Origin of the sequence: Acrocarpospora pleiomorpha (genome assembly GCF_009687885.1) — a bacterium.
GTDB lineage: Bacteria > Actinomycetota > Actinomycetes > Streptosporangiales > Streptosporangiaceae > Acrocarpospora > Acrocarpospora pleiomorpha.
Genome location: NZ_BLAF01000038.1, coordinates 68,630 through 90,597 on the forward strand (window position 1 = coordinate 68,630; position 21,968 = coordinate 90,597).

17 protein-coding genes are annotated in these 21,968 nt (G+C 68.0%); 12 read left to right on the forward strand and 5 right to left on the reverse strand.

The window, feature by feature from the left end:
• Nucleotides 1–128: 128 nt before the first annotated feature.
• A complete protein-coding gene (locus Aple_RS29760; protein ID WP_155348026.1) occupies nucleotides 129–968 on the forward strand; it encodes an SURF1 family protein in 840 nt (279 codons plus the stop codon).
• A gap of 5 nt (nucleotides 969–973) precedes the next feature.
• Complete coding sequence (locus Aple_RS29765; RefSeq protein ID WP_155348027.1) at nucleotides 974–1,288, forward strand: DUF3817 domain-containing protein; 315 nt, start codon at nucleotides 974–976, stop codon at nucleotides 1,286–1,288.
• Between the two features lie 224 nt (nucleotides 1,289–1,512).
• Here Aple_RS29765 and Aple_RS29770 read toward each other — a convergent pair whose 3' ends face one another.
• The 3 genes from Aple_RS29770 to Aple_RS29780 all read right to left on the reverse strand — a co-directional run bounded on the left by Aple_RS29770 (nucleotide 1,513) and on the right by Aple_RS29780 (nucleotide 4,500).
• Nucleotides 1,513–1,704 carry a tail-anchor membrane protein gene (locus Aple_RS29770; RefSeq protein ID WP_155348028.1) on the reverse strand — a complete coding sequence of 64 codons (192 nt, stop codon included), beginning with the start codon at nucleotides 1,702–1,704 and terminating at the stop codon, nucleotides 1,513–1,515.
• A gap of 241 nt (nucleotides 1,705–1,945) precedes the next feature.
• Nucleotides 1,946–2,890 carry an LLM class F420-dependent oxidoreductase gene (locus tag Aple_RS29775; RefSeq protein ID WP_155348029.1) on the reverse strand — a complete coding sequence of 315 codons (945 nt, stop codon included), beginning with the start codon at nucleotides 2,888–2,890 and terminating at the stop codon, nucleotides 1,946–1,948.
• Nucleotides 2,887–4,500, reverse strand: a complete 1,614-nt coding sequence (locus Aple_RS29780; RefSeq protein WP_155348030.1) for a carotenoid oxygenase family protein — start codon at nucleotides 4,498–4,500, stop codon at nucleotides 2,887–2,889. Before Aple_RS29780 ends, Aple_RS29775 begins: the two co-directional genes overlap by 4 nt.
• Nucleotides 4,501–4,590: 90 nt before the next feature.
• Here Aple_RS29780 and Aple_RS29785 point away from each other — a divergent pair, with 90 nt between their 5' ends.
• Together Aple_RS29785 and Aple_RS29790 are read left to right on the forward strand one after the other, a co-directional pair.
• Nucleotides 4,591–5,511, forward strand: coding sequence for a winged helix-turn-helix transcriptional regulator (locus Aple_RS29785; protein WP_170321726.1), 921 nt, complete (start codon nucleotides 4,591–4,593; stop codon nucleotides 5,509–5,511).
• 81 nt (nucleotides 5,512–5,592) lie between these two features.
• Nucleotides 5,593–7,221 (forward strand): class I adenylate-forming enzyme family protein, encoded by a 1,629-nt coding sequence (locus Aple_RS29790; protein WP_155348032.1) that lies wholly within the window; start codon nucleotides 5,593–5,595, stop codon nucleotides 7,219–7,221.
• Here the strand turns inward: Aple_RS29790 and Aple_RS29795 are convergent.
• Nucleotides 7,210–9,165 carry a S9 family peptidase gene (locus tag Aple_RS29795; RefSeq protein ID WP_155348033.1) on the reverse strand — a complete coding sequence of 652 codons (1,956 nt, stop codon included), beginning with the start codon at nucleotides 9,163–9,165 and terminating at the stop codon, nucleotides 7,210–7,212. The genes Aple_RS29790 and Aple_RS29795 overlap by 12 nt on opposite strands.
• Nucleotides 9,166–9,236: 71 nt before the next feature.
• Between Aple_RS29795 and Aple_RS29800 the strand changes: the two genes are divergently transcribed.
• The 7 genes from Aple_RS29800 to Aple_RS29830 are packed head-to-tail and all read left to right on the forward strand — an operon-like array spanning nucleotide 9,237 to nucleotide 17,232.
• Nucleotides 9,237–11,087: an ABC transporter substrate-binding protein gene (locus tag Aple_RS29800; protein ID WP_155348034.1), complete on the forward strand. Its 1,851-nt coding sequence runs from the start codon at nucleotides 9,237–9,239 to the stop codon at nucleotides 11,085–11,087.
• Nucleotides 11,084–12,037, forward strand: a complete 954-nt coding sequence (locus Aple_RS29805) for an ABC transporter permease (RefSeq protein ID WP_155348035.1) — start codon at nucleotides 11,084–11,086, stop codon at nucleotides 12,035–12,037. The genes Aple_RS29800 and Aple_RS29805 overlap by 4 nt, the downstream gene beginning before the upstream one ends.
• Nucleotides 12,034–12,924 (forward strand): ABC transporter permease, encoded by an 891-nt coding sequence (locus tag Aple_RS29810; protein WP_155348036.1) that lies wholly within the window; start codon nucleotides 12,034–12,036, stop codon nucleotides 12,922–12,924. The genes Aple_RS29805 and Aple_RS29810 overlap by 4 nt, the downstream gene beginning before the upstream one ends.
• Nucleotides 12,921–13,919, forward strand: coding sequence for an ABC transporter ATP-binding protein (locus tag Aple_RS29815; RefSeq protein WP_155348037.1), 999 nt, complete (start codon nucleotides 12,921–12,923; stop codon nucleotides 13,917–13,919). The genes Aple_RS29810 and Aple_RS29815 overlap by 4 nt, the downstream gene beginning before the upstream one ends.
• A 20-nt stretch (nucleotides 13,920–13,939) precedes the next feature.
• Nucleotides 13,940–14,887, forward strand: a complete 948-nt coding sequence (locus Aple_RS29820) for an ABC transporter ATP-binding protein (protein WP_155348060.1) — start codon at nucleotides 13,940–13,942, stop codon at nucleotides 14,885–14,887.
• Nucleotides 14,884–16,164: a M20/M25/M40 family metallo-hydrolase gene (locus Aple_RS29825; RefSeq protein ID WP_155348038.1), complete on the forward strand. Its 1,281-nt coding sequence runs from the start codon at nucleotides 14,884–14,886 to the stop codon at nucleotides 16,162–16,164. Before Aple_RS29820 ends, Aple_RS29825 begins: the two co-directional genes overlap by 4 nt.
• Before the next feature lie 12 nt (nucleotides 16,165–16,176).
• Entirely contained in the window at nucleotides 16,177–17,232 is a 1,056-nt protein-coding gene (locus Aple_RS29830) for an arginase family protein (protein ID WP_170321727.1), read from the forward strand.
• On the opposite strand, the gene Aple_RS29835 is transcribed toward Aple_RS29830, so the two are convergent.
• Entirely contained in the window at nucleotides 17,214–18,119 is a 906-nt protein-coding gene (locus Aple_RS29835) for a hypothetical protein (protein ID WP_155348040.1), read from the reverse strand. The two genes, Aple_RS29830 and Aple_RS29835, sit on opposite strands and share 19 nt — an antisense overlap.
• 56 nt (nucleotides 18,120–18,175) lie before the next feature.
• Here Aple_RS29835 and Aple_RS29840 point away from each other — a divergent pair, with 56 nt between their 5' ends.
• Nucleotides 18,176–21,949, forward strand: coding sequence for a CHAT domain-containing tetratricopeptide repeat protein (locus Aple_RS29840; RefSeq protein WP_155348041.1), 3,774 nt, complete (start codon nucleotides 18,176–18,178; stop codon nucleotides 21,947–21,949).
• Nucleotides 21,950–21,968 lie beyond the last annotated feature (19 nt).

The following is a 21,968-nucleotide window of genomic DNA, read 5'->3' on the forward strand; positions in this document are numbered from 1 at the left end:
TGCGACACCACTGCTGGGTGAAGCGCCGGTAGTTCTTCGGGACGTGGACTGACCCACCCCAGCACGCGTGGGTGCTCATCCCGGTGCCTGTGGGCGGACTGTCGGTGGGGCCGGATACCGTGTTAGCCATGCTGCGTACCCTGTTCTTGCCCCGGCTGGTGGTTCTTCACCTGCTGGTGATCGGGGTTCTGGTGGCATTTACTCTGCTTGGGCGCTGGCAGTTGGCCGTGTTCGAGGAATCCGGGCGCCCGGCGGCGGCCGCAGATCCGGCCCCGGTGGCCGTGGAGTCGCTGAGTCGGGTCGGGCAGCGGCTTACCAGTGAGTTGGCGGGGCGGCAGGTGATCGCCGCAGGTGTCTACGACGCCGCTGGGCAACTGCTGGTTGCCGACCGCCGACCGGATGTGGATGCGGTTGGAGGCAGGGCCGCCAGTGGCGCGGGATTCTGGTTGCTCACGCCGTTGCGGCTCAGCGATGGAAGCACATTCGCTGTCGTCCGGGGCTGGGTTGGGACGTCGCAGGATCCGGCGGTAGCCGTACCGGCCGGGGCGGTGAAGGTGACCGGGCGATTGCGTCCTCCGGATCAAAGCGATGCGGTGCAACGCAGTGGCGCTCTGCCCGAAGGCCAGGTCGCGACCGTCTCCACCGCACAACTCATCAACCTTTGGGACGGACCTCTACACGATGGCTTCCTCATCGCCGCCGCCCAGGAACCGTCGCTGACCGCGACCCCCGTGGCCGTTCCTCCACCCACCCAAGGTGCAGCCCTGACCTGGCGCAACCTCGCCTACGCGGCCCAATGGTGGATCTTCGCCCTGTTCGCCGTCTTCATGTGGTGGCATTTCGTCCGCGACGCCGTCCGAAGCGCCAGAAGGCCGCGGATATCTTTGACTAACCCCGAATCCACCCCGGAACCCGGTCGCGAACCCGATCCGGAATCCGACTCCCACCCCGAACCCGTGAGCAGGTAGTAATCGTGGACTCCGCCCTCAAACCGTTCCGTGTCATGGCCTATGTCGTTGGCGTCATGCTGCTGGTGCTGACCACCTGCATCATCCTGCGCTACGGCTTCGACATCGAGGGCCCGTCCAAGATCGTGTCACCGATCCACGGCTTCCTTTACATGGTCTATCTGGTTGCCGCCGTCAACCTGGGTATGAAGGCCCGCTGGTCGTGGGCGTACATCCTGGGCGTGATGCTGGCCGGCACGATCCCGTTCCTGTCGTTCGTCTTCGAGCGCCGCGTCACCGACCGCGTGCACCGTGAACTCGCCGTCCAGCCTGCCGCGTAACGAACGCCGCGTAACAAACGTCGCGTAACGAAGGCCGTAAAGGAACGCCGGAATAAGACGCGGGACCGGCGGCGCAAACCGGGTGCGCCGCTCAGTCACCGCATGGAGTGCGGCCGTGTGGCACGACCGGATGCGCCGCTCAGGTTCCCGCTTGGAGCGCGACCGTGTGACCGGATGCGCGGCTCAGGTTCCCGCTTGGTACGCGGCCAGGTAGTGGTCGAGTGTCAGCTCCCGATGCCCCGGCGGCGGATTCTCCGCAGCCGCCTGCGCTGGGATTCGTCCAGCATGAAGTAGGCCACGGCGGGCGCGGCCAGCAGGCCGATCACGACGAGCCAGGAGATCAGGCCAGGCAACAGCCAGATGGCGAGCAGCGAGCCCACGCCCGCACCGATGTAGTACTTCCCGAGTGGCGACATGTCGGCCCCTTCGTTTCGCGATACATCTCAATACTGCCCCATGGATGCTCTCGCCGCGCTTCGCAAGTTCAGGAACGCGTCCGCGACCAGTCTCTCCCATGTTCCTGCGGGTGATCTAGCACGCGATACGACGCCCTCGACAACTCGAGACCAGGAACGAAACCGGACATCATGCACCGACTGTGTCTCGTTCCCTTCACCCGGTACGAGTGCGGCATTCTGTTGGGCGTTCTGTGCCTGCTCAAACGGATTCGGCGTTGAGTGCTGCTAGGGCGCGGAGTGTTCTGGCGCCGCCGGGGTCTTTTTCCGTGCTGACGGGGACGATGGCTACCTCGTCTACGCCCGCTGCCGCGTACTCGGCCAGGCGGGATTCGATGGAGTCGCCGAGGAGGGCGACTGATTCGAGCAGTTTGTCGGGGATTGCGGTGAGGAGGTCGCGGGGGTGGGGGTGGGTTCGGGCGTAGTCGACCACGTCGGGGAAGCCTGCTTCGGCGAACATTTCGCCGTAGCCGGGGGCGGCGAGGTAGCCGACGATGGCGCGGCGGAATTGTTCGATGGCGGCTTGGTCGGGGTCGGCTGCGGCGGTGACCCAGGCGGCTACGCGGGTGGTGCTGGTGCGGGCGCGTAGGTCGGTGATCAGGCGGGCGGCGGAGGCGGGGGTGATCAGGTTGAGGACCATGCGGTCGGCGCGGGAGGCGATGCGGACGGCGGCGGGGCCGAAGGCGGCGACGGTGAGGCCGGAGTGTGGTGCGGGGAGGCGGAGCCGGTAGCCCTGGCTGCGGAGGTGGTCGGATTTCGCGCCGTCCAGGAGGGGGCGGAGGGCGTCGACGGCTTCGGCGAGGGCCTTGGTGGAGCCGGCGTGGGGGCGGCCGTGCCAGCGTTCCACCACGAGAGGGCTGGAGGTGCCGAGCGCGACCCGGACCGGGCGTCCGGTGAGGTCGGCAACGGAGGCGGCGCCCATGGCGATCATCATGGGGTCGCGGACCGCGACCGCCAGCGGGCCGATGGTCAGGGCGATCCTGGAGGTGGTCAAGCCGATCGCGGTCGCCAGCGCGAACGCGTCATAGGTGGCCATCTCGCCGACCCAGACCTCGGGGTAGCCGAGTTCGTCGGCCGCCTGGGCGGTGCGCAGCGCCTCTTCCGCCGGGCGATCTTGCCAGAACCCAAGCGAAACCGTCAGCTTCACGCGGACTCCCCGGAGCGACCATTGCCGTGACCGCCAGGGTTCTCGACGGCAGGATTCTGACCGGCGGAGTGCGCGGTGCGGTTTTGGCCGCCAGCGGCAGCGTTCCGGGGACCAGCGGGGTCCTGGGTGGTGCGGTATCGGCCATCAGGGTGCTGGCCGCCGGCGTGCTCGGCGTTGCGGTACTGGTCGGCGCGTACCCATGTGGCGTGGAAGCCGAGTGGGACCCGCTGGGGCAGCAGGACGCGAGCAAGGGGGCCTTGGGTGATGTCTGTGGCGTTCAGGATTTGGACTTCGGAGGTGCCTTCGCGTTCGTCGGTGACGAAGGTGACCAGGTAGCCGTCGTCTTCGGCGGTGGAGCCGTCGCGGGGAGCGAAGGGGGCCTCGCTGCCGTAGCGGTGGTCGCCGTAGTAGTACTCCTGCTTGGCGCCGGTCAGGTTGTCGTATTTCACCAGACCGTTGAAAAGGTTGGTGTCGGCGTCCATGACGGAGACGTTATACGAGTACCGGCTCCGCTGCCCGGTGAGGCGGGCGTCGATGCTGGGGAACTCGGTGTTATGGTCGCCGTCCACGTAACCTTCGCTGGTCTGGCCGGTGACCAGATTGAAGCGGTAACGGTAGAGCCGGGCGTCCAGCTTCAGGTAGGAGATCATGCGGGCCAGCGGGCCGCCGTCGCCCTTGGGCGCGGGGCGGCTGACCCGGCAGACGTCCAGGATGATCTCGTCGCCGGTCTCCCACGAGTTGATGACGTGGTAGATGTAGCACGGCCGGGCCTCGAACCAGCGGATCTGGTCGGCGGTCCCGCGCCGGGGGATCACTCCGAATCGGGACGGCAGCTCCCGGTTGAAGGTCAGCTTGTAGCGCCCCTGCCGCGCGGCCTCCATGTCCTGATAAAGCGGGAGATCCATGAGGATGGCGTAGTTCTCGGTGATGGACATGTCATGCGGCAGCCGCGCACCCGGCAGGTCCAACTCCACGCAGTGCTCAACCGCGCCACCCGCGCCAACAACCCCATACCGCAGGTACGGCGGCCGCGGCCCGTAATCGAACCAGAACAGCTCCCCAGTCCGCTCATCCACCTTCGGATGCGCCATGAAGTCCCCGGTCAGCGTGTCCAGAAAGGTCTCGACCCCGAGCGTCTCCAGCGACAACGGATCCAACTGGTACGGCGACCCGCACAGATACCAGGTCGCCAGCACCTTCCCCCGGTGATAGATCAGATCGGTATTGGCGGAATCCTTGAGGTTCAACCCCCGCGTGTTCCCGAACGGATTCCCCTTGGGGTTCTCCATCACCCCAGTCCACAACGACCGATCGGTCTCGGCCTGGTACGCCTTGGTCCGGACATACCGGTTCCGGTAACGCGCCCGGCCGTCCTCGAAGTGCATCGCGTGCACCATGCCGTCGCCGTCGAACCAGTGATAACGCCCCCGCATGGGAAACCGCGCGTTCGGCCCGTTGCGCAGGTAGACGCCGTTCAGGTCGGCCGGGATCTCGCCGATGACCTTGAGGTCGGCCGTGGTGATCTCATCCTGGACCGGGGCGTACACACCGAGCAGGTAGGGATTCGGCTCGCCGGACTCGTCCATGATCACCGAAGGGGGTTGTGCCATAGTGGGACACTATGATAACAAAAGTCAGCTAGTCAATGTGCCCCTTAGAGTGGTCTCTTTCCAATGGTGTTCAGAAAGACCGGAGTTCCCATGCCGGGTGTGCAAACCCCGACGGCGACAGTAGAGCGTGACACCGCGATAGAACTCAGCGCGATCGGGCAGGGCCTGGCCATCCTCGGCGACCGTTGGGTGCTCCTGATTCTGCAGCGGGCCTTCCTGCTGCGGGTCCGCACCTTCGCGGGCTGGCGGGATGAGCTGCGCATCTCCGAATCCGTGCTCGCCTCCCGGCTGAAGGAACTCCTCGCGCACGGGATCTTCACCACCGCCGCCTACCGCGACGGCCGCACCCGCTACGAATACCGGCTCACCGACCGCGGCCTCGACCTGTGGTCGCTGCTGGTCGCCATCTACTCCTGGGAACGCGCCTGGACGGATCGGCCGCTGCCGCCGCTCATTCACGACATCTGCGGCAACGAGACGCGGGCGTACCTGGCCTGTGGCGTCTGCCGGGAGGGCATGACCGCGCGCGACACCCGGACCGTGCGCGGGCCGCTGGCCACCTTCGCCCGGGTCGGGCTGCCCCGGCAGCATCGCCGCACGCTCGCCTCCCGGACCGACTTCAGCGGCTACTGCCCGGACTCGATGGAGATCCTCGGCGACCGCTGGAGCACCAGCGTGCTCGCCGCCGCCTTCCTCGGCTCGCGCCGGTTCGGCGATTTCCAGGCCGAACTGGGCATCGCGCCCTCGGTGCTCACCGACCGGCTGCGCCGTTTCGTCGAGCTGGGCGTCTTCCAGCTGATCGGCGGCCACTACCGCCTCACCGAACGCGGCCTGGCGTTCTTCCAGGTCTTCGCGTTCCTGGTCACCTGGGCGCAGCGCGAACTCCCGGCCCCGCCGGGCTCTGAGCTCACCATCACCCACCACACCTGCGGCTCCGCCCTCACCCCGGTCCTGCTTTGTACGGAATGCGGCGGCACCCTCGAACGCCGCGAAGTCCACTTCATCACGTGATTTCTCGATATAGCCCGACATATGTTGACCGAGGCGATTCGCTTTCGTAGGGTCTCGGGAACATCGAGCGCGGGAGTCGCGATGAGGCTGCACCCGAAAGACCATGTGGAGCGTTACACCGGTGAAGGCTGGTGGACCGACGACACAATCGACCGGCTCTTACGGGCGCGGGCGGCCGAGCGGCCCGGAGGGCTCGCGGTGGTCGACCCGCCCAACAAACCCGCCCTGATGGGCGGCGTGCCCAAGCGGCTGACCTGGGCTGACCTGGACGCCGAAGTGGATCGTGTGGCCGGAGTGCTGCTCGGGCACGGCGTCGGCGTGGACGACGTGGTGGCGGTCCAGCTGCCCAACAGCGTCGAGCTCGCCGTGACCATGCTGGCCGGAATCCGGATCGGCGCGATCGTCGCCCCGTTCCCGGTGCAGTACCGGCAATACGAGCTCACCCAGCTCGGCGTGCTCGCCAACGTCAGCGTCTTCGTCACCGCTGCCGATCGGGCGGAGGGCATCGGCGCGCTGGCCGTACCGTCGATGCGGGAGGTGCTGGCCTGGGGCGGCGAGCTGGAGACCGCGACCGCGGATCCGGCGACGCTGGACGCGCACCTCAAGAGCTTCGAGCGGGACCCGAACGACTGCGTCACGATCTGCTGGACCTCCGGCACCGAGGCCACCCCGAAGGGCGTGCCGCGCTGCCACTACGACTGGCTCGCGGTCGCCTGGACCTGCGCAGACGCGGCCGGTCTCACCGCCGACGACGTCGTGCTGAACCCGTTCCCCATGGTCAACATGGCCGGGATCGGCGGCGTCATGCTGCCGTGGCTGCGCACCGGCTGCACGCTGGTCCAGCACCACCCCTTCGAGCTGCCCGTCTACCTCACCCAGATCGCCACCGAGCGGGTCACCTACACGCTCGCGCCGCCCGCGCTGCTCACCCTGCTGCTGCACAAGCCGGAAGTGCTGGCCCAGTTCGACATCTCCTCGCTGACCAGGATCGGCTCGGGTTCGGCACCGCTGCCGCCGCCGATGGTGCGCGGCTGGCAGGAGAAGCACGGCATCGCGATCATCAACTTCTTCGGCTCCAACGAGGGCATCGCGCTGCTCTCCGACCCCGACACCATGCCCGACCCGGACGACCGCGCCCGTTTCTTCCCCCGCCCCGACGCCCCCGGCACCACCTGGCCGGGCACCCTCGGCGGCACCAAGGTCAAGCTGGTCGCCGCCGACGGCACCGAGGTCGCGGGCGAGGGCGTGCCCGGCGAACTGCGCCTGTCCGGCCCGACCGTCTTCGCCGGCTACCTGGCCGGTACGGCGGAAGCCGACCCCTTCGACGACGACGGCTACCTGATCACCGGAGACGTCTTCGAGCTCGCGGGCGACCGCTACCTGCGGTACGTGGACCGGACCAGGGACCTGGTCATTCGGGGTGGCATGAACATCGCCCCCGCCGAGCTGGAGGCCCTGCTGGCCGGGCATCCCGCCGTGGCCGAATCCGCCGTGGTCGGCTACCCCGACGAGGTGCTGGGCGAGCGGGTCTGCGCGCTCGTGGTCACCAAACCGGACACCGAGATCACGCTGGAGTCCGTGACCGAGTTCCTGCGGGCCACCGGCATCGCCTCCTACAAGCTGCCGGAGCGCCTGGAGATCGTGGACGCTCTCCCCCGGAACGCCGTCGGCAAGATCCTCAAGCGGGAGCTTCGCGAGTCACTGCTGTAGCGCCTGCAGGATGAAGGCGTAGATCTCCGCTTCGTAGTCCAGGTGGGCATACCGGCCGCTCGGTCCGGTGTGCCCGCCGTCTTCTACCTCGACCCGGAAGAGCACGTTCGCGCCGTGGGCGCGGAGTTTGGCGACCCATTTGGCGGGTTCGCGGACCAGGACGCGGGGGTCGTTGACGGCTCCGGTGACCAGCAGCGGCGTGTCGGTGTCCGGGATGTTGTCGTAGGGGGAGTAGGCGAGCATGGAGGCGAAATCTTGGGGTTCGCGGGGGTCACCCCATTCCTCCCATTCGTTGACTGTGAGCGGGATCGTGTCGTCGAGCATGGTGGTGACCACGTCGACGAAGGGGACCTCGGCGATGACGGCGGCCCAGGGGCGTTTGCCGTACACGGCGGCCATGAGGAGGCCGCCGGCGGAGAGGCCGCGGGTGGCGATGGCGGTGACCTTGTCCTCCAGCCAGGCCGCCACGGCGACGTGGTCGGAGAAGGTGGTGGGTTTGCGGGCGAGGCGTCCGGTTTGCCACCAGCCGCGGCCCAGTTCGCCGCCGCCGCGGATGTGGGCGTGGGCGAAGATCACGCCTTCGTCCAGGAGCACGGAAAGCGGGGCTTCCCAGGTGAAGTCGAAGACGGCTTCGTAGGCGCCGTAGCCGTACAGCAGGCAGGGCGCGGTGCCGTCGAGCGGGACGTCGCGGCGGCGGACGACGGTGACGGGGATCATGACGCCGTCGGGGGCGGGGGCCCAGTGGCGTTCGCTGACGTAGTCAGCGGGGTCGTAGCCGGTGGTTTCGGCGGTTTTGAGCACCGTGCGCTCGCGGGTGGCGAGGTTGACGGTGGACCAGCGGGTGGGCTCGCTGTAGGAGCCGGTCTCGATCAGGATCTCGGTCGTGTCGTAGTCGTGGTTGTGCACGAGCGCGATCCGGCCCGCGGTGGTCTCCGGGTGGATCTCCCAGGGCTCGGTTCCGTCCATCGGGACGACCCGGAGCAACGGCTCCCCACCCCTGCGCAGAGATACGACGATATATCCGGCGAAACAGTCGGTCCGGTAGACGCGTTCGGCCGGATCGGGAGTGACCAGCTCATGGTCCACCCGGAACTCCGGCCAGCCGTCATCGGTCGTGACGACCAGGCGATCGTTCGTCGCGTCGTGATCCACCCGGTATTCGACCTGCGGCGTCCGCCCCCGCACCGAGCGCGGCTCCGCCTCCGGGGTCGCGGCGGGGATCAGCCACACCTCGGTGGTGTCCCGATTGGCCGCGGTAATCGTGATGTACGCCCCTGACCGCGTCGCCTCGATCGTCACCTCGAACCGCCGATCCGGTTCAGTCAGCACAACGGCCTCATCACCCCCCAGAACATGACGCCGCACCTCATAAGGCCGATAACACTCATCCACCGCCGTGTAGAAGAAACTCGACGAATCCGCCGACCACGCGCCCGTGTAATACGTCCCCGCCACCCGATCGGGAAGATCCACCCCCGCGTCCAGATCGCGGAACCGGAGCTCGTACACCTCATCCCCGCTCGTATCCACCGAATACGCCAGAAACCGCCCGCACGGGCTCACCTCTCGGACGCCCAACTCCACGTAACCCGCCGCTGCCAGCTCGTCGAGATTCAGCAGCACAGAACCGCCATCAGAAGCATCACGCTTTCGACAGAAGTCACCGAACTCCCTTCCAGTTTCAATCTGGGTGTAGTAGACAAAAGCCCCATGACGCCAACTGACTGAAGACTCAGTCTCGGGCGTCCGTCCAGCCATTTTGGCCGCGAGAACCCGCTGAAAGGGGGCCAGATGGGCGGTCTCCGCCGCATAGTGCCGCCGCTCGGCGAGCAAGATCTCGCGCGCCGCCTCCGGGTCGCGCATCCAGTCGTAGTCGTCGATTCGCTCGATCCCGTGCAGCCGGTGCACCACCGGTATACGGGGGGCGATGGGGGGCTGTGTCATGGCAGGACAGTACCCAACCGACTGATTGACCAGTCAAGATCTCGGATCGACTCCCGCCCCCGGAGGACGATATGCACCACCTCGTCAGAAGAGCTCTGAGCGTCGCGCTCGCCGCCGGGCTGCTGACGGCGCCCGCCGCGACCGCGCTCGCCCAGACGCCCGCCCCGTCGCAGGGGAAGGTCACCTTCACCGTCGGCATCCTGTCCGACGTGGACTCCACGAACCCGTTCACCGGCATCGTGGTCGAGGCATACGAGGCTTACGCCCTGATGTACGACTACCTGGTCACGTCCAGCCCCAAGGACGTGTCGGCGATGCCCAGCCTGGCGGAGTCGTACCAGGAGGCGCCGGACAAGAAGAGCTGGAGCTACAAGATCCGGGCCGGGGTCAAATGGTCGGACGGGCAGCCGCTGACGGCCAGGGACGCCGCCTACACCTTCAACCGGATCATCAACGGCGATTTCGAGCAGACCAACTACGGCAACTACGTCACCAACATCGAGCGGGCCGAGGCCACCGATGACACGACGCTGGTGCTGCACGTGAAGAAGCCGACACCGATCATGGAACGGCTGGCCGTCCCGATCCTGCCGGAGCACATCTGGAAGGACATCGACGGCACCGAGGTCAAATCGTTCGCCAACGAGCCGGAGAACGGCGAGGCGATCGTCGGGTCCGGGCCGTTCCGGCTGATCGAGCGGCGCAAGGGGCAGTTCATCCGGTTCGAGGCGAACAAGGAGTACTGGCGCGGGGCGCCCAAGATCGACGAGCTGGTCTTCCGGGTCTTTCTCAACGCCGACGCCGAAGCGCAGGCGCTCACCCGGGGCGAGATCGACTTCGCGTACGACCTGCAGAGCAACGTCCTCGAATCGCTGAAGAACAAGCCCGGCATCACCACCAGGGGCTCCGCCTACTCGGGCTTCAACGAGATCGCCTTCAACACCGGCGCGGCCCTCGCCGACGGCACCGCGATCGGCGACGGCCACCCCGCGCTCAAGGACAAGCAGGTCCGCGTCGCCATCTCGCACGCCATCGACCGCGACGTCCTGGTCAACCGGGTGCTGGGCGGCAACGGCTCGCCCGCCGATACCTTCATCCCGCCGGTGTATCCGGCACTGCACCTCGACCCCGCCAACAAGCAGAACTTCGACCCGGCCAAGGCCAACCAGATCCTGGACGCGGCCGGATATCCGAAGGGTGCCGACGGCGTACGCGAGAAGGACGGCAAGAAGCTGGCGCTGCGCCTGTTCGTCCGGGACAGCAGCGAGGAGTCCCAGGCCACCGGCGAGTTCGTGAAAACCTGGCTCAAGGACATCGGCATCGAGGTCACCGTCAAGGTGATGTCCGAGGACGCGCTCACCGAGATCATCGGCCAGGGCGAGTACGACATGTTCGAGTGGGGCTGGGTGGTCGAACCCGACCCCGACTACCAGATGTCGGTCTTCACCTGCGGCAAGCGCAGCTACAAGGACGGCGACTCGATCTTCGCCGACCTGTCCGACTCGTTCTACTGCAACCCGGAATACGACAAGCTCTACGAGGAGCAGGCTGGCGAGACCGACCCCGCCAAACGCGCCGAGCTGGCCAAGCGCATGCAGCAGATGGTCTACGACGACGCCGCGTACGCGATCACCTATTACTACGACGACCTGGTCGCCTACCGCAGCGACAAGTGGACCGGCTTCGTCCCGCAGCCCGACCCGGATGGCTCGCTGCTGTTCCAGTACGGCATCCACTCCTACCTCACCATCGAACCGGTCAAGGCCACCTCCCCGGCCTCGGCCGCCGCGGCGGCCGAGGACTCCGGCGGCATGAGCTCCGCCCTGATCGGCGCCCTCGTCGGAGCCGTCGCCGTGCTGGCGGTGGGCGGCGTGCTGGCTGCCCGCAGGCGCCGTACGGCGGACGCGGACGAGCGGGAATGACCACCGGGACCCGCGGTTATGTGATCAGGAAGATCGGCTGGTCGCTGGGCACGCTGCTGTTCGTGGTGGTGTTCAACTTCTTCCTGTTCCGGCTGCTGCCGGGCGACCCGATCGGCCTCTACTCGCGGGGCCGCAACATGGCCCCCGAGCAGCTGATCAAGCTGCGCGCCGAGCTCAACCGGCCGATCGGCGCGCAGTTCCTGGAATACCTGTCCAACCCGTTCGCCAGCACGATCAACTCGGTCCGGTTCAACCGCCCGGTCTGGGAGCTGGTCGCCGAGCGGGTCTGGCCGACCGTGCTGCTGGTCGGCACCGCGATCCTGATCGCCTCGGTGGCCGGGGTGTGGCTGGGCATCCGCAGCGGCTGGCGGCGCGGCGGCACCTTCGACCGGGTGACCACCGGCGTCACCAACACGCTCTACGCCATGCCCGAGTTCTGGGTCGGCATGGTGCTGCTGATCGCGCTCCCATTCTTCCCGAGCGGCGGCATCTCCACACCGGGCGTGACCGGGTTCCTGGACACCGTCCTGGACACGGCCTGGCACATGGTGCTGCCGGTGACCGCGCTGGCCATCGTCTACCTGGCCGAATACACCTCGATCATGCGCGCCTCGCTGGTGGACGAGCTGCGGCAGGACTACCTGCAGCTGGCCAGGGCCAAGGGCCTGCGGGAGGACCTGGTCAGGCGGCGGCACGCGGTGCCCAACGCGCTGCTGCCCACGATGACGCTGATCTTCCTCAACCTCGGCTTCGTGATCGGGGGAGCGATCACCGTGGAGACCGTGTATTCCTGGCCCGGGCTCGGGCTGCTGTCGTACGAGGCGTTGCGCGGGCCGGACATCCCGCTGCTCCAGGCCGTGTTCCTGCTGTTCTCCATCGGGGTGGTCGTGTTCACGCTGCTCGCCGACCTGCTCTACGCGGTGCTCGACCCGAGGGTGAGCACCCAATGACGGCCCGGTCGATCACCTGGGCCCGCCGCCGGACCACGCTCGCCCGGTTCTGGCGGGACTTCCGCTCCCACAACTCCGCCCTGGCCGGGCTCGCCATCCTGGTCGTCTTCGCCCTGGTCGCGATCTTCGCGCCGCTGCTGGCCGACCCGGACGGGCTCAACGTGGCCAAAGCCACCGCCAGGAGCCACCAGCCACCGTCGGCCGACTACTGGCTCGGCACCGACCAGAACGGCCTGTCCATCCTGACCCTGCTCGTGCACGGCACCCGGGTCTCGCTGATCGTCGGCCTGTCCGCGACCGCGATCGCCATCGTGATCGGCACCCTGGTCGGCATCATGGCCGGGTTCTACGGCGGCTGGGCGCGCTCGCTGCTGATGGGCTTCACCGACTGGTTCCTGGTGATCCCGTTCCTGCCGCTGGCCATCGTGCTGGCGACCGTGCTGGGCGTGTCCCTGTTCAACATCATCATCGTGATCGGCGTGACCTCCTGGCCTGGGACGGCACGGCTGGTGTGCGCGCAGACGTTGAGCGTGCGGTCCCGGCCGTACATGGAAAGGGCGAAAGCGCTCGGGGCGGGCGACTGGCATCAGATGACGCGGCACGTGCTGCCGAACGTCATGCCGGTCGTGCTGGCGCATGTCGTGCTGACCGTGTCGATCGCGATCCTGTCGGAGACCACGCTGTCGTTCCTCGGGCTCGGCGATCCGACCGCGCAGTCGTGGGGGAACATCCTCGACAGCGCGTACGGCACGGGGGCGATGTCCAACGGCGAGTGGTGGTTCGTGTTGCCGCCCGGGATCTGCGTGGTGCTGGTCGTGCTGGCGTTCACCCTGGTCGGGCGGGCGCTTGAGGTCGTGCTCAACCCGCGACTGAAGGAGGGTCGATGAGCCTTCTTGAGCTGAAGGACCTGCGGGTCACCTATGCCGGGGATGTGCCCGCCGTGCGCGGGGTGGATCTGGTGGTGTCGCCGGGTGAGGTGCTGGGGGTGGCGGGGGAGTCCGGGTGTGGCAAGTCCACGATCACCAACGCCGCTCTGCGGCTGCTGCCGCGCTCGGCGAAGGTCGACGGGCAGGTGCTGCTCGACGGCGAGGATGTGTACGGCATGTCGTTCGGGCGGCTTCGGGCGATTCGGTGGGCCGAGGCGTCGATTGTGTTCCAGGGGGCGTTGCATTCGCTGAACGCGGTGCAGAACATCGGGCGGCAGATCGCTGAGCCGATTCTGCTGCACGAGCCGAAGACCTCCAAGCGGGAGGCGGATCGGCGGGTGGGGGAGCTGCTCGAGCAGGTGGGGTTGCCGGCACGGCGGGCCAGGGATTATCCGCATCAGCTGTCGGGTGGGCAGCGGCAGCGGGTGATGATCGCGTTGGCGCTGGCGTGCCGGCCGCGGCTGGTGATCGCGGATGAGCCGACGACCGCGCTGGATGTGATGGTGCAGGCGCAGGTGCTGGAGCTGCTGTCTGGGTTGGTACGGGATCTGGGGTTGGCGTTGGTGCTGATCTCGCATGATCTGTCGGTGCTGGGGACTACGTGTGATCGGGTCGCGGTCATGTACGCGGGAAAGGTCGTGGAGCAGGGGCCGGCTTCCGCGGTGTTTGATGATTCGCGGCATCCGTATAGTGCGGCGCTGGCTGGGGCGTTTCCGCGGGTGGGGGATGAGCGGTTTAGGTATGCGCCGCGTGGGCTGCCGGGGGATCCGCCGTTTCCGGGGGATTTGCCGGGTGGGTGCGATTTTCATCCGCGGTGTCCGGTCGCTTTGGATAGGTGCTCGAGTTCTGAGGAGGCGTTGACCGCGCTCTCCTCGCCGTCCGGGTCTGATGATGGGCGGAGTGCCGCCTGCTTGCGTGCCGGGGAGACCGGCCTGGATCTGCGAGGTGCTCGATGAGCTCGGCGGATATTTCGGAAATGTCGGATGTGGTGGCGCTGGCGGCGCGTGGGGTGTGCGTGCGGTTCGGGGCGGCGCGGGCTGTGGACGGGGTGGATCTGGAGATCGGCGCCGGGGAGATCGTGGCGCTGGTCGGGGAGTCGGGGTGCGGGAAGACGACGCTGGCGCGGAGCCTGCTCGGGCTGGTGAAACCCGCTTCGGGGAAGGTCGAGTACGGTGCTCGGCCGCTGGGGTATTCGCGGGGGGATCTGAAGGAGTTCCGGCGGCATGTGCAGCTGGTGTTGCAGGATCCGAGCGGGTCGCTGAATCCTCGGCACACCGTGTATGAAGCGGTGGCGGAGGGGTTGCGGATTCACGGCGTCTCGGGCGACGAGGAAGTCCGGGTGGCTACGGCGTTGTCGAAGGCCGGCCTCCGCCCACCTGACCGATTTTTCATGAAATATCCGCATGAGTTGTCCGGGGGGCAGCGGCAGCGGGTCGTCATCGCGGGCGCGCTCGTGCTCGACCCCGACGTGCTCGTCGCCGACGAGCCCGTCTCCTCCCTCGACGCTTCGGTACGCGGTGAGATCCTGGCGTTGCTGCTGCGCCTGCGAGAGGAACTCGGCCTGTCGGTCCTGGTCGTCACCCACGACCTCGGGCTGGCCTGGAACATCGCCGACCGGGTGGCCGTCATGTACCTCGGCCGGATCGTGGAGACCGGCGACACCGCCGAGGTGCTGATGAATCCCCGCCATCCGTACACGAAGGCGCTGCTGTCGGTCGTACCCGAAGTGGCCAGGCAGGAGCCGATCGTCCTGGTCGGGGAGACGCCCGATCCGTCCAGAATTCCCGAGGGTTGCCGCTTCCGGCCGCGCTGTCCCGCGTACGCCGCCGGGTTGCCCGCCGAGCTCGCCACCCGCTGCGAAAAGGAGTCCCAGCCCGTGCTGCCTTCGGACCGCGGCCACCATGCCGCCTGCGTACTCCCATGAACGTCGGCGCCATCTGCTCCGATCTGATCAGGATCGACACCACCAACGAGGGCGACAACCGGGGGCGGGGCGAGCGCGCCGCCGCCGAGTACGTCGCCACGTTCCTCGCCGACCGCGGCGTCGAAGCCCAGATCCTGGAGACCTCGAAGGGCCGCTCCAACGTGGTCGCGCGGATCCCGGGGGCGGGTTCTGGCGATCCCTTCCTGATCCACGGGCACCTGGACGTGGTCCCCGCCGCCGCCGAGGACTGGGCGTTACATCCCTTCTCTGGCGAGATCGTCGACGGGGTCGTCTGGGGACGCGGTGCCGTCGACATGAAGGGCACCTGCGCGATGACCCTCGCCATGGTCGCCGAGTGGGCCCAATCAGGCGTACGCCCCGACCGTGACCTCGTGCTCGCCTTCACCGCCGACGAGGAGGCCACCGGCGAGTACGGCTCCTACTACCTGGCCCGCGAACACCCCGACCTCTTCGACGGAGTCCGCGAGGCGATCAGCGAGGACGGCGGCTACAGTGTCGTCCACGACGGCAGGCGGATCTATCCGGTCGCCGTCGGGGAACAGGGCATGGCCTGGATGCGCGTACGCGCGCACGGCACAGCCCAGCACGGCTCCCTGCGCGCGAGCGACAACGCGGTCGCCGAGATCTGCCACGCCATGTCCCGCCTCGCCGCTTACGAGTGGCCGCTTCAGCTCACGCCGGGCGTCCGCGGCATGCTCGACGGCATCGTCACCGCCTTCGGGCGCCCCCTGGACCTCACGGACCTGGACGCCGAAGCCGACCGCCTCGGCAAAGTCGGCGAACTCTTCAGACACGTTCTCCGCAACTCCGCCAACGTCACCATGCTCAACGCCGGCTACAAGGTCAACGTCATCCCCGGCTCCGCCGAAGCCCAGATCGACGGCCGCTTCCTCCCCGGCTCCGGCGACGACTTCCTCGCCACCATCGACACCCTCCTCGGCCCCAGGATCACCCGCGAATTCATCTGTTTCGAGGATGCCCCAGAAGCCGACCCCGGCGGCCCCACCTTCGACGCCCTCTGCGCCTCCCTCATCGCCGAAGATCCCGTCGCCCTTCCCGTTCCATACGTCATGAGCGGCGGCACCGACGCCAAAGCCTTCAACGAACGAGGCATCGTCACCTACGGCTTCGCGCCCCTCGCCCTCCCTCCCGACTTCGACTACAACGCCATGTTCCATGGCGTCAACGAACGCGTCCCCGTCGCGGCCCTCGAATTCGGCGTCCGCGTCCTCAACCGCTTCTTCCGCCAGCAGTGAGAGGTGGTTGTCGTGACCACAGTGGTCTGGTCGGCTGAGACGCTGGCGCACGCGCCTGGGGCCGAGATCTGGATCGGGGTGCGGACGCCGGGGACCGAGGTCGCGGAGCGCGTCACGGTCATCCGGGATGAGCTGGTCGCGGGTGGGTTTCCGCTTGTCGAGGCAGCGCCGCACGAGGACGAGGTGCTGCGGGCGGTGCATGAGCCCGCGTTCGTGGACCATCTGCGGGAGGTGTGGCAGCAGTGGGAGGACGGCGGCTATCCGCCGGACTACGGTCAGGATCGGGTGGTGCCGTATGTTTTCCCGACTGAGGCCATGCTCGCCGGAATGCCCGCGCATCATCCGGTGGCGACGCACGCCCGCGCGGGGCTGTACTGCTACGACACGATGACCTTGGTCGGGCCGGGCACCTGGCAGGCGGCACGAGCCGCTGTGGACGCGGCCCAGACCGCCGCCGACCTGGCCGCAGCGGGGAAACGGGTGGCCTACGCCCTTTGCCGCCCGCCTGGACATCACGCCACCCCCGCCGGCTACGGCGGTTCGTGCTACCTGAACAACGCCGCCGTCGCCGCACAAGCCCTCCGCGACCACGGCTTCGCCAAAGTGGCGATCATCGACGTGGACGCCCACCACGGCAACGGCACCCAGGCGATCTTCTGGGAGCGCCCGGACGTCTTCTACGGTTCCGCCCACGTCGACCCCGGCGCCGGCTGGTTCCCCCACTACGTCGGTTTCGCCGACGAAACCGGCACAGGCTCCGGCCAGGGCACCACCCTCAACATCCCGATCACCCCCGAATCCGGCGACGCGGCCTGGCTCTCCGCCCTCACCCGCCTCCGCGACGCCGCCGAAATGTTCGGCACGGAAGCCGTTGTCGTCTCCCTCGGCGTCGACGCCGCAGCCGACGACCCGGAAAGCCCGCTCCGCGTCACCACCTCCGGCTACCGCGAAACCGGGACGATCATCGCCTCCCTCGGCGTCCCCGTCGTCGCCGTCCAGGAGGGCGGCTACCACCTCCCGTCCTTGGGCACCCTGGTAGCCGAAACCCTTCACGGCCTAGCCGGCTGACAGCTCCCCGCGTTGACCATCAGCGCCATGATCACCGCGTACGCGAGGCCCGCGAGCGAGACTTGGGTGGCGATCGCGGGCAGGTACCAGCCCGGGCCGTCAGCGAGCACCTGGGGAACGGGCTCGCCGCTGGCCCCGCTGAGGACGAAGGGTGAGGCCATGGCCGCCGCCAGCAGCAGGAACAGGTAGACAGGCCCGGCGACCCCCACCCCGACCAGGAGCGGGGCGGACACTCCGCGCCGCCGCGCGATTCCGGCCAGCACCAGGGCGACGACTCCGGCGACGCCGAGAATCGCCCCGTGCGTCCAGGCGGCCGCCGGGACTCCATCCAGGTAGAAGTCGCCATTCGCGTACTCTCCCGGGTTCGCCCGCACCGCCTCCGCCGCGAGGAGATCCGCCTGGCCGATCGCGACGAAGTTGAGCAGCGTGACGCTGACGGCGACCAGCGGCAGGTGGCGCATGAGCAGCAGCGCCGTCCTGGGCGCCGGGCTGGGCGTCCGGCGCGCGCCGAGCAGGCACAGGCTGGTCAGGTACGCCACCGCCGCCGCGGCCAGTGTCACGGCCCGGGCGACCGGGTACCAGCCCGGATCCGAAGGACCGGCCCCGGTGAAGTGCACTGCGGCCAGCCCACCCAGGTACGCGGGTGCCAGGAACCCCATGCCGAACAGGGCGGCGGCGACGGCCCGGCGCGACCCGTACCGCATCAGGGCGGCCATGGACGCGAAAAGGATCGCGGCGACTGCGAAGAAGATCACGGCAAGCCGGGCATCGGCCGAGCGGGCGGAGGCGAGATCGAGGAGACAGACGGCCGATCCGAAGACCGCGACCTGCCCAAGGAACACGGAGGGCCGCCCCCATCGGCCGACGGCGTTCACTTCGACGCGCATAAGAGTGGTTATTGTCGTTCGCGACAAGGTGTCTTGGTGTGGTCGCGGGAGAAACCGTGAGCGAACGGGACGACCTGCTTGATACGGTGCGGGCGCGGCTCAGGCAGGTGATGGCGACCGGTGACCCGTCACTGTTGCTGGAGGCTGCCGCGATTGCCGATGCTCGGCACCTGGCCGCGGGCCTGACCGGCCAGGAGTCCCATCTTGAGACGCGGCGTGTGCTCGGCTGGTGGCACTGGTACCGCTATCAGGCGCTTCCCGAGGGGGAGGATCAGGACGATCTGGTCGCTGCGGCCGAGATGTTCGGCGTGTGCTTCCTGGCCGAGATCGCTGATGAGGATCTTCCAGAGCCGTTGTTACCGATCCTGGCCGGTCAAGCGGTGCCGCATGTGATCACGTTGCTCAACCAGGCGTTGAACTCGGCTGATCCGGATCTGCTGGAACGCGGCGTCCGGCTGTGGCAGCGCATCGTCGAGCTCACTCCGGCCGATCACCCCGCCCGCGGTGGATTCCTGGCCAACCTCGGTATCGCGTTGCAGGAACGGTTCGAGCGCGGCGGCGATCCGGCGGATCTGGAACTGGCCATCACCAGTTTGCGCGAGGCCGTGGAAATCGATCACCCCGACCATGCGGCGATGCTCAGTAGCCTCGGTAGCGCGTTGCGGGCGCGATTCGAGCATGGTGACAACCTGGCCGATCTGGAAGAGGCCATCACCTGCCTGCGGCAGGCAGTGGAGATCACCCCACCCGACCACCCCGGCAGCGCCAGTCGCCTGACCAATCTGGGCAACGCGCTCCAGGTACGCTTTGCCCGTACCGGTGACCTGGCAGATCTGGACCTCGCCATCTCGTACCTGAACCAGGCGCTGGACTCCACCCCGCGTGACCATACGACGATCTTGGGCAATCTCGCCGGCGCGTTACAGGCGCGGTTCGCCCGCAGCGGAGCGGTCGCGGACCTGGAGCAGGCCATCAACGGCATGCGCCTCGCGGTGGAAAGTGCCCCACGTGGGAACCCTGCCCGCGCCGCACGCCTGAGCGGCCTCGGGAACGCCCTGCAAGAAAGGTTCGCACGCACCGGCGACCTGGCCGACCTGGAAGAGGCCATCACCAGCGTGCGTCAGGCGGTCGAAGTGACTTCGCGTGACCACGCGGAACCGGCGATGATCTCGAACAACCTCGGCAACCTGCTGCTGACACGCTTCGTCCACACCGGCGCCTTGGCGGACCTGGATGAAGCGATCACCAGCCTGCGCCAGGCGGCCGGAACGATCCTCCATGACCACCCCGGCCGTGCCATGCACCGGAGCAACCTCGGCAACGCGCTTATGACACGATTCATCCGCACCGGGGACGCGGCAGATCTGGAACAGGCCATCACCGTCGAACGACAGGCGGTGGAAGCCACTCCACGCGACCACCCCGACCGTGCCATCCGCCTGTCCAACCTCGCCAACGCGCTCCAGGCACGGTACGACCGCGGCCAAGCCTTGATGGACCTGCAAGAGGCGATCACCAGTCTGCGACAGGCCATGGAGATCACTCCACTCGATCGCCGCATCACGATCGTGAACAACCTCGGCACCGCACTCCTGACAATGTACGAGCGCGGCGCCGGTCCAAACGACCTGGAAGAAGCCATCACCCACCTGCGGCAGGCAGCGGAGGTCATCCCACCCGACCACCTCGACCGCACGATGATCTTGAACAACCTCGGCAACGCCCTTCAGACCTGGTACGAGCGCAGCGGCATCGGTTCAGATCTGGAAGAAGCCCTCACTACCCAGCAACTCGCCGTGGACAGCACGCCACCCGACCATCCCGCGCTTGCCTCCCGGCTGACCAACCTCGGCATCGCTCTGCAAACGCGACACACGCACAGTGGTAGCCCGGCAGATCTGGACCGGGCGATCAGCGCCCTCGGGAAGGCCGTGCAGGCCACTCCGCCCGATCACCCCGCACGGGCCGCGCGTCTCACGAACCTCGGCACCGCGGTGCAGATCCGGTTTGAACAGAGCGGGCATGCGGCGGACCGAGATGAAGCGGTGGACGCCTATGAAGAGGCGGCTCGGAGTGCGATGGGAGCTCCATCCCAGCGGATCCGTGCGGCGCACCAAGCCGCCAGGCTGATCGTGGCGGACTCCACGCGAGCCGCCGAACTCCTGGAAACCGCGGTCCGGCTGCTGCCGGAGGTGAGCCCCCGGCAACTCGAACGCTCCGACCAGCAACACATGATCGGCCAATTCCCCGGCCTGGCCGCCGACGCGGCCGCCTATGCCTTGGCCGACACCACCACACCTCCCGGCATCCGCGGCCAGAAGGCTCTACGCCTGCTCGAAGCGGGACGGGCCGTTCTGCTCAGCCAGACCCTGCATACCCGAAGCGACCTCAGCGACCTTCGCGAGCACCACCCGGACCTGGCCGACCGGTTCATGGCCCTGCGTGACCGGCTCGACCAGCCTGTCCTACGGGAGGGCGCCGGGCAGGCCGTAGTGCCGATGGACTGGCAGGCCACCGGGTCGGCCGTAGCAACGATGGATCGACAGGCCACCGGGCAGGCCGTGCTACCGATGGATTGGCAGGCCGTCGGGTCGGCCGTACCACCGATGGATGACCGCCACCGGATGGCCGCTGAATTGGCCGACGTGATGGAACGGATCCGGTCCCTGGACGGATTCGCGTCTTTTGCCCTCCCGCCGAGCATCGAAGAACTGACCGAACAGGCGACCGCGGGACCGGTGGTCACCTTCAACGTCAGCTCTCTTCGTAGTGACGCCCTCATACTCACCCGTACCGGCATCAGCGCAGTGGAACTGCCCGGCCTCGATCAGGCGAGCCTGGCCGACCGGATCGACCGGTTCCGCCAAGCTCTGAGCAGCCGGGACGATGCGGTCATCCTGGACGTGCTCGCCTGGTTGTGGGACGTCGCCGCAGCCCCGGTCCTGCACGAACTCGGCCTCGACGCCCCGCCTCCGGGCGACATCACGCGATGGCCCAGGGTGTGGTGGGCCCCGGGCGGGCTGCTCACGCTCCTGCCGATCCACGCCGCCGGACACCACAGCGCCGACCCTGACCCACACCGTCGCTCTGTGTTGGACCGGGTCGTGTCCTCCTACACCCCGACCATCACCGCCCTGCGCCACGCCCGCCAGCACCCCACCGCCCGCACCCCACCCACCGGCGCGGAGCGGGCCCTGATCGTGGCCATGCCCACGACACCCGGTCTCCTCTACCGGGGCCCGTTACCCCAGGTCACCCGAGAGGCTCGCCTGGTCGCCGACCACCTGCCCGGCGCCGTCACGCTCACCGAACCCCCAGGTCGCGCAGCCACCCCTCCAGCGGAAACGACACCGACCAAGGCCCGCGTCCTGACCCACCTGACGACCTGCGCGATCGCCCACTTCGCCTGCCACGGCCTCAGCGACCCCACCGACCCATCGGCCAGCAGACTCCTGCTCCACGACCACCAGCACGACCCGCTCACCGTCGCCAGCCTGGCCCCGATCACCCTCAGCCACGCCCGCCTGGCCTACCTGTCAGCCTGCTCCACCGCACTCACCAGCCACACGGACCTGCTGGACGAGTCCATCCACCTGACCTCCGCCTTCCAGATGGCCGGATTCCCCCACGTCATCGGCACCCTGTGGGAGATCGCCGACAATTCCGCCGTACAGATCGCCGACACCTTCTATTCCACACTGACCACGGACGACGGCAAAGCAGACACCCGCCACACCCCCTACGCCCTGCACCAGTCCGTTCAGTCCCTCCGCCACCAAAACCCGCTCACCCCATCACAGTGGGCCGCACACCTCCACGCAGGCGCGTGACACTCATCAAGCTCATGTC

Bases quoted from the DNA above. Each gene is read 5' to 3' on its own strand.
- Aple_RS29760 (WP_155348026.1), top strand. From the start codon at position 129: ATGCTGCGTACCCTGTTCTTGCCCCGGCTGGTGGTTCTTCACCTGCTG.
- Aple_RS29770 (WP_155348028.1), bottom strand. From the start codon at position 1,704: ATGTCGCCACTCGGGAAGTACTACATCGGTGCGGGCGTGGGCTCGCTG.
- Aple_RS29780 (WP_155348030.1), bottom strand. From the start codon at position 4,500: ATGGCACAACCCCCTTCGGTGATCATGGACGAGTCCGGCGAGCCGAAT.
- Aple_RS29785 (WP_170321726.1), top strand. From the start codon at position 4,591: ATGCCGGGTGTGCAAACCCCGACGGCGACAGTAGAGCGTGACACCGCG.
- Aple_RS29790 (WP_155348032.1), top strand. From the start codon at position 5,593: ATGAGGCTGCACCCGAAAGACCATGTGGAGCGTTACACCGGTGAAGGC.
- Aple_RS29795 (WP_155348033.1), bottom strand. From the start codon at position 9,165: ATGACACAGCCCCCCATCGCCCCCCGTATACCGGTGGTGCACCGGCTG.
- Aple_RS29800 (WP_155348034.1), top strand. From the start codon at position 9,237: ATGCACCACCTCGTCAGAAGAGCTCTGAGCGTCGCGCTCGCCGCCGGG.
- Aple_RS29805 (WP_155348035.1), top strand. From the start codon at position 11,084: ATGACCACCGGGACCCGCGGTTATGTGATCAGGAAGATCGGCTGGTCG.
- Aple_RS29810 (WP_155348036.1), top strand. From the start codon at position 12,034: ATGACGGCCCGGTCGATCACCTGGGCCCGCCGCCGGACCACGCTCGCC.
- Aple_RS29815 (WP_155348037.1), top strand. From the start codon at position 12,921: ATGAGCCTTCTTGAGCTGAAGGACCTGCGGGTCACCTATGCCGGGGAT.
- Aple_RS29820 (WP_155348060.1), top strand. From the start codon at position 13,940: ATGTCGGATGTGGTGGCGCTGGCGGCGCGTGGGGTGTGCGTGCGGTTC.
- Aple_RS29825 (WP_155348038.1), top strand. From the start codon at position 14,884: ATGAACGTCGGCGCCATCTGCTCCGATCTGATCAGGATCGACACCACC.
- Aple_RS29835 (WP_155348040.1), bottom strand. From the start codon at position 18,119: ATGCGCGTCGAAGTGAACGCCGTCGGCCGATGGGGGCGGCCCTCCGTG.